This is a genomic window from Pseudomonas sp. FG13, assembly GCF_057809755.1.
Genome location: NZ_JBMDKO010000042.1, coordinates 38,064 through 44,541 on the forward strand (window position 1 = coordinate 38,064; position 6,478 = coordinate 44,541).

A 6,478-nucleotide genomic window follows, 5' to 3' on the forward strand; every position below is an offset into this window, starting at 1 on the left:
CGCTATCGCGAGCAGGCTCGCTCCCACACAGGAGGCCGTCCAACCCAAGAAAACGTTCATTCATTGTTGTTCAGAATTGTTCATTGTCAACCGGCGAATTGTTCAGTTGTTCAGCTTTGCTTGTTCACTTGTGTTCATCCGTGAACGTATTTTTCCGACGGAAATCGGTAAAACCCAATAAATTCAGCGGGATGAGATTTCTGGCACGGCTTTCGCTTTTAACCTTCGGTCGCTTGACTCCCAAAAATAAAAAGGCCGAGCCATGTCATTAACGCTTGAGCACATTTGTCGCACCGTCGAGGGCCAGACCTGGATCGACGATGCCAACCTGAATTTCGAACCCGGATCCTTCAACGTTCTGTTGGGCCGCACATTGTCCGGCAAGACCAGCCTCATGCGCCTGATGGCCGGACTGGACAAGCCCGACAGCGGTCGCATCCTGATGAACGGCGTCGACGTGACGAATCGTCCGGTGCGGTTGCGTAACGTGTCGATGGTCTATCAGCAGTTCATCAACTACCCGACCATGACCGTTTTCGAAAACATCGCCTCGCCCTTGCGCCAGGCCGGTGTCTCCAACGAGGTGATCCAGAGCAAGGTGCTGGAAACCGCGAAGATGCTGCGGATCGAAAAGTTCTTGAAGCGCCATCCATTGGAGCTCTCCGGCGGTCAGCAGCAGCGGACCGCCATGGCCCGCGCGCTGGTCAAGGATGCCGAGCTGATCCTGTTCGACGAGCCGCTGGTGAACCTGGACTACAAGCTGCGTGAAGAGCTTCGCCAGGAAATGCGCGAACTGTTCCAGGCCCGCCACACCATTGCTGTCTATGCCACCACCGAGCCCAACGAAGCGTTGGCCCTGGGTGGCACGACCACGATTCTGCATGAAGGCCGGGTGATCCAGAGCGGCAAGGCGGCCTCGGTTTATCACCAGCCGCAAACCGTGCTGGCCGCCGAGCTGTTTTCCGAGCCCCCCATCAACCTCATGCCGGGACGTATTGCCGGTAATGAAGTGAGCTTCGCCAATTTCGTGCACTTCCCGCTGAACGTCGACCTGCGCCCGGTGGGCGAGGGGGAATTCCGTTTCGGTGTGCGCCCCAGCCACATCTCGCTGGTGCCGAGCAACGACGACGACCTGGAACTGGCGGTGACCGTCGAGGTGGCCGAGATCAGTGGCTCGGAGACCTTCCTGCACGTGCGCAACGAACACTTCCTGTTGGTGCTGCACCTGCCCGGTGTGCATGAGTACGACGTGGATGCGCCGATCCGCATCTACATCCCGACCCACAAACTGTTTGTCTTCGACGCCCAGGGCAAGTTGGTTCAGGCCCCGGGCCAGCGTATTGCGAGGGTTGCCTGATGGCTGAAATTCATTTGCAGAACCTCGCCCACAGCTACACCAGCACTCCGGCGGGCCCCGAGGATTACGCGATCCGTGAGATGAACCACGTCTGGGAGCAGGGCGGCGCCTATGCGTTGCTCGGGCCTTCGGGATGCGGTAAATCCACCTTGCTCAACATCATTTCCGGACTGCTCAGCCCCTCCGAGGGGCAGGTGAAGTTCGACAACAAAGTCGTCAACGACCTGAGCCCGGAACGGCGCAACATCGCCCAGGTGTTCCAGTTCCCGGTGGTCTACGACACCATGACGGTGTTCGACAACCTGGCGTTCCCGCTGCGCAACCAGGGCATGGCCGAAGCGAAAGTCCACACCAAGGTTCAGGAAATCGCCGAGGTCCTCGACCTGCAGAACCTGCTGGACAAGAAGGCCCGCAACCTCACCGCCGATGAAAAGCAGAAAGTCTCCATGGGCCGTGGGCTGGTGCGCGATGACGTGTCGGCGATCCTGTTCGACGAACCGCTGACGGTGATCGACCCGCACCTGAAATGGAAGCTGCGGCGCAAGCTCAAGCAGATCCACGAGCAGTTCAACATCACCATGGTCTACGTCACCCACGACCAGTTGGAAGCCTCCACCTTCGCCGACAAGATCGCGGTGATGTACGGCGGCCAGATCGTGCAGTTCGGCACGCCCCGGGACTTGTTCGAGCGCCCGAGCCACACCTTTGTCGGCTACTTCATCGGCAGCCCGGGGATGAACCTGATCGAGGTCACCGCGCAACCTGGCGGTGTCGGTTTCGGCTCGACCCATTTGCCGCTGTCCGAAACCTTGCAGAAGCGTGTGGCCGAGGCTGAAGGCAAAACCCTGAAAGTCGGCATTCGCCCCGAATTCGTCCACGTCTGGGAAGGTCCCTACGACGACGCGATGCGGGCCGAGGTGACGCACGTCGAAGACCTGGGCACCTACAAGATCTTGACGCTCAACCTCGACGGTGCGCCGCTCAAGGTGCGCCTGGCCGAAGACAAACCGGTGCCGGAAGGTACAGCGTATATCAGCTTCCCGGCCCAATGGCTGATGGTGTACGCCGATGAATATTTGCTGGAATCGTCGAGTGAGGTGCAGCCATGAACAAGGTGCAGAACAACAAGGCCTGGTGGCTGGTGTTGCCGGTGTTCCTGCTGGTGGCCTTCAGTGCGGTGATCCCGATGATGACCGTGGTCAACTATTCGGTGCAGGACATCTTCGACCAGTCCAGCCGCTACTTCGTCGGTGCCGACTGGTACAAGCAAGTGCTGATGGACCCACGGTTGCACGACTCGCTGCTGCGCCAGTTCATCTATTCGGCCTGCGTGCTGTTGATCGAAATCCCCCTGGGCATCGCCATCGCCCTGACCATGCCGACCAAGGGCAAATGGTCGTCCCTGGTGTTGATCATCCTGGCGATTCCGCTGCTGATCCCATGGAACGTGGTCGGCACCATCTGGCAGATTTTCGGCCGCGCCGACATTGGTCTGCTCGGATCGACCCTCAACGCCCTGGGCATCAATTACAACTATGCGGCCAACACCATGGACGCCTGGGTGACGGTGCTGGTGATGGACGTCTGGCACTGGACCTCGCTGGTGGCGCTGCTGTGCTACTCCGGGCTGCGGGCGATCCCGGATGTGTACTACCAGGCGGCACGGATCGATCGGGCGTCCAACTGGGCGGTGTTCCGGCACATTCAGTTGCCGAAGATGAAGAGCGTGCTGCTGATCGCGGTGATGCTGCGCTTCATGGACAGTTTCATGATCTACACCGAACCGTTCGTGCTCACCGGTGGCGGGCCGGGTAACGCCACCACGTTCCTGAGCCAGACCCTGACGCAGATGGCCATCGGTCAATTCGACCTGGGGCCGGCGGCCGCGTTTTCCCTGGTGTACTTCCTGATCATTCTGTTGGTGTCGTGGCTGTTCTACACCGCCATGACTCACTCCGACGCCAACCGTTGAGGCCTGCACGATGAGCAATAAGAAGCTGATCCCGTTGCTGCTCTACATCCTGTTCCTGCTGGTGCCCATCTACTGGCTGCTGAACATGTCGTTCAAGAGCAACACTGAAATCCTCGGCAGCCTGACCTTGTGGCCACAGGATTTCACCTTCCATAACTACAAGGTGATCTTCACCGACCCGAGCTGGTACACCGGTTACCTGAACTCGCTCTACTACGTGAGCCTGAACACGGTGATTTCCCTGAGCGTGGCGTTGCCCGCTGCTTATGCCTTCTCGCGTTATCGGTTCCTGGGGGACAAGCACCTGTTCTTCTGGCTGCTGACCAACCGCATGGCGCCGCCGGCGGTGTTTCTGTTGCCGTTCTTCCAGCTGTATTCGTCCATCGGGCTGTTCGACACCCATATCGCCGTGGCCCTGGCCCACTGCCTGTTCAACGTGCCGTTGGCGGTGTGGATCCTCGAAGGCTTCATGTCCGGGGTGCCGAAAGAAATTGACGAGACCGCCTACATTGACGGCTACAGTTTCCCCAAGTTCTTCGTCAAGATCTTCATCCCGTTGATCGGCTCCGGCATCGGCGTGACGGCGTTCTTCTGCTTCATGTTTTCCTGGGTCGAACTGTTGCTGGCTCGCACGCTCACCTCGGTCAATGCCAAGCCGATCGCGGCGGTGATGACCCGCACGGTGTCGGCCTCGGGTATCGACTGGGGGGTGCTGGCGGCGGCTGGGGTGTTGACCATCCTGCCGGGCATGCTGGTGATCTGGTTCGTTCGCAACCACGTGGCCAAGGGCTTTGCCCTGGGTCGGGTCTGAGGAGTCGATGATGGAATGGATGAACTGGACCGTCCCCACGGCGGTATTTTTTGGGGTTATCGCCTTGTTCCTGGTAGGCATGACCACTTGGGAGTTGCGTTCGCCGAGCATCCCTCGGCGTGGTTTCCTGCCGATTACCACGACCCGTGGCGATCGGTTGTTTATCGGTCTTCTCGGTAGCGCCTACCTGCATCTGCTGGTAATCGGCGCCACCGACTGGAGCATCTGGATAGCGTTCGCGTTGTCTTGGGTGTGGCTGTTGGCAGTGATGCGGTGGGGCTAGTCGCGCATATTCGACGATCAGGCTCTTAAACCCAAACAGGAGGTCTCTATGTTCAATAAAAACAATAAGCTGCGACATAGCGTTTCATTGGCAGCCGCACTGGCACTCAGCGGGTTGAGCGCTGTGGCCTGGGCTGACGCCTATGAAGACGCCGCTAAAAAATGGATCGGCAGTGAATTCAAGCCGTCAACCTTGACAGCCGAGCAGCAGCTCGAAGAACTCAAGTGGTTCATCAAGGCCGCCGAGCCGTTTCGTGGCATGAAGATCAACGTGGTGTCGGAAACCCTCACCACCCACGAATACGAGTCCAAGGTACTGGCCAAGGCCTTCACCGAAATCACCGGGATCCAGTTGACCCACGACCTGCTGCAAGAAGGCGACGTGGTGGAAAAGATGCAGACGGTGATGCAGTCGGACAAGAATATCTATGACGGCTGGGTCAACGACTCGGACCTCATCGGTACGCACTTCCGCTACGGCAAGACCGAATCGATCACTGACCTGATGGCCAATGAGGGCAAGAACTTCACTTCGCCGACCCTGGACATCAAGGACTTCATCGGTACGTCGTTCACCACCGCGCCGGACGGCAAGCTCTATCAACTGCCCGACCAGCAATTCGCCAACCTCTACTGGTTCCGCGCTGACTGGTTCGAACGTCCGGACCTGAAGGCCAAGTTCAAGGAGAAGTACGGCTACGAGCTGGGCGTACCGGTGAACTGGTCGGCCTATGAAGACATCGCCAAGTTCTTCTCCGAAGACGTCAAGGAGATCGACGGCAAGCGCGTCTATGGCCACATGGACTACGGCAAGAAAGACCCGTCCCTGGGCTGGCGCTTCACCGATGCCTGGTTCTCCATGGCTGGTGGCGGCGACAAAGGCCTGCCCAACGGCTTGCCGGTGGACGAGTGGGGCATCCGCGTCGAGGACTGCCATCCGGTCGGGTCCAGCGTGACCCGTGGCGGTGATACCAATGGTCCTGCGGCCGTGTTCGCCACCACCAAATACGTGGATTGGCTGAAGAAGTACGCGCCACCGGAAGCGGCGGGCATGACCTTCTCCGAGTCCGGCCCGGTGCCGGCCCAAGGCAACATCGCCCAGCAGATTTTCTGGTACACCGCGTTCACCGCCGACATGACCAAGCCAGGCCTGCCCGTGGTCAACGCGGACGGCACGCCGAAGTGGCGCATGGCTCCGTCGCCGCGCGGTCCGTACTGGGAACAGGGCATGAAGCTGGGGTATCAGGACGTGGGTTCCTGGACCTTCATGAAGTCCACGCCTGAGAAGCAGAAACTCGCGGCCTGGCTGTACGCGCAGTTCGTGACGTCGAAAACCGTGTCGCTGAAGAAAACCATCGTCGGCCTGACGCCGATTCGTGAGTCGGACATCAACTCGCAGGCGATGACCGACCTGGCGCCGAAACTGGGTGGCCTGGTGGAGTTCTACCGCAGCCCGGCCCGCGTGCAGTGGACCCCGACCGGGACCAACGTGCCGGACTATCCGCGTCTGGCGCAGCTGTGGTGGAGCCACATCGCCGAAGCGGCCAGCGGCGAGAAGACTCCGCAGCAGGCACTCGACGGCCTGGCGAAGGATCAGGACGCGATCATGACCCGTCTGGAACGCTCCAAGGCCCAGGCCACCTGCGCGCCGAAAATGAACCCGGAACGCGACGCGCAGTACTGGTTCGACCAACCGGGCGCACCGAAGCCGAAACTGGCGAACGAGAAGCCTAAAGGCGAAACCGTGAGCTACGCCGAACTGCTGAAATCGTGGGAAGCAGCCCGCAAGTAAGCGCCCTGCAATAAATGAACGGCACCGAAAGGTGCCGTTTTTTTTGAGCCATGAAAAGAAGCCCACAACCTCCAGACACACCACCGAACCCTGTGGGAGCCTGGCTTGCCCGCGATGACATCAGCCCATCCGACACCAAGGCCAACAGACCCACCGCCATCGCGAGCAGGCTCGCTCCCACACCGGATTGCGCGGCCCACAACCCCAGACACACCACCAAACCCTGTGGGAGCCTGGCTTGCCCGCGATGACATCAGCCCATCC

At 59.8% G+C, this 6,478-nt stretch carries 6 protein-coding genes; all 6 read left to right on the plus strand.

Going from position 1 to position 6,478, the window contains the following annotated elements; translation table 11 throughout:
- Positions 1 to 262: 262 nt before the first annotated feature.
- From ACODTO_RS23990 to ACODTO_RS24015, 6 genes are read left to right on the plus strand one after another with little or no spacing between them, the layout of a single operon-like run.
- Entirely contained in the window at positions 263 to 1,357 is a 1,095-nt protein-coding gene (locus ACODTO_RS23990; RefSeq protein ID WP_041023712.1) for an ABC transporter ATP-binding protein, read from the plus strand.
- A complete protein-coding gene (locus ACODTO_RS23995) occupies positions 1,357 to 2,466 on the plus strand; it encodes an ABC transporter ATP-binding protein (protein ID WP_139644516.1) in 1,110 nt (369 codons plus the stop codon). Before ACODTO_RS23990 ends, ACODTO_RS23995 begins: the two co-directional genes overlap by 1 nt.
- Positions 2,463 to 3,329: a carbohydrate ABC transporter permease gene (locus tag ACODTO_RS24000; protein WP_041023710.1), complete on the plus strand. Its 867-nt coding sequence runs from the start codon at positions 2,463 to 2,465 to the stop codon at positions 3,327 to 3,329. Before ACODTO_RS23995 ends, ACODTO_RS24000 begins: the two co-directional genes overlap by 4 nt.
- Positions 3,330 to 3,339: 10 nt before the next feature.
- Positions 3,340 to 4,140 (plus strand): carbohydrate ABC transporter permease, encoded by an 801-nt coding sequence (locus ACODTO_RS24005; RefSeq protein ID WP_139644514.1) that lies wholly within the window; start codon positions 3,340 to 3,342, stop codon positions 4,138 to 4,140.
- A gap of 10 nt (positions 4,141 to 4,150) precedes the next feature.
- A complete protein-coding gene (locus ACODTO_RS24010) occupies positions 4,151 to 4,423 on the plus strand; it encodes a DUF2160 domain-containing protein (RefSeq protein ID WP_139644512.1) in 273 nt (90 codons plus the stop codon).
- Between the two features lie 48 nt (positions 4,424 to 4,471).
- Positions 4,472 to 6,214, plus strand: a complete 1,743-nt coding sequence (locus tag ACODTO_RS24015) for an ABC transporter substrate-binding protein (RefSeq protein WP_139644509.1) — start codon at positions 4,472 to 4,474, stop codon at positions 6,212 to 6,214.
- Positions 6,215 to 6,478: the final 264 nt, after the last annotated feature.

What these genes read in the sequence shown, in the direction of transcription:
- ACODTO_RS23990 (WP_041023712.1), top strand. Translation starts at nt 263, where the DNA reads ATGTCATTAACGCTTGAGCACATTTGTCGCACCGTCGAGGGCCAGACC.
- ACODTO_RS24010 (WP_139644512.1), top strand. Translation starts at nt 4,151, where the DNA reads ATGGAATGGATGAACTGGACCGTCCCCACGGCGGTATTTTTTGGGGTT.
- ACODTO_RS24005 (WP_139644514.1), top strand. Translation starts at nt 3,340, where the DNA reads ATGAGCAATAAGAAGCTGATCCCGTTGCTGCTCTACATCCTGTTCCTG.
- ACODTO_RS23995 (WP_139644516.1), top strand. Translation starts at nt 1,357, where the DNA reads ATGGCTGAAATTCATTTGCAGAACCTCGCCCACAGCTACACCAGCACT.
- ACODTO_RS24000 (WP_041023710.1), top strand. Translation starts at nt 2,463, where the DNA reads ATGAACAAGGTGCAGAACAACAAGGCCTGGTGGCTGGTGTTGCCGGTG.
- ACODTO_RS24015 (WP_139644509.1), top strand. Translation starts at nt 4,472, where the DNA reads ATGTTCAATAAAAACAATAAGCTGCGACATAGCGTTTCATTGGCAGCC.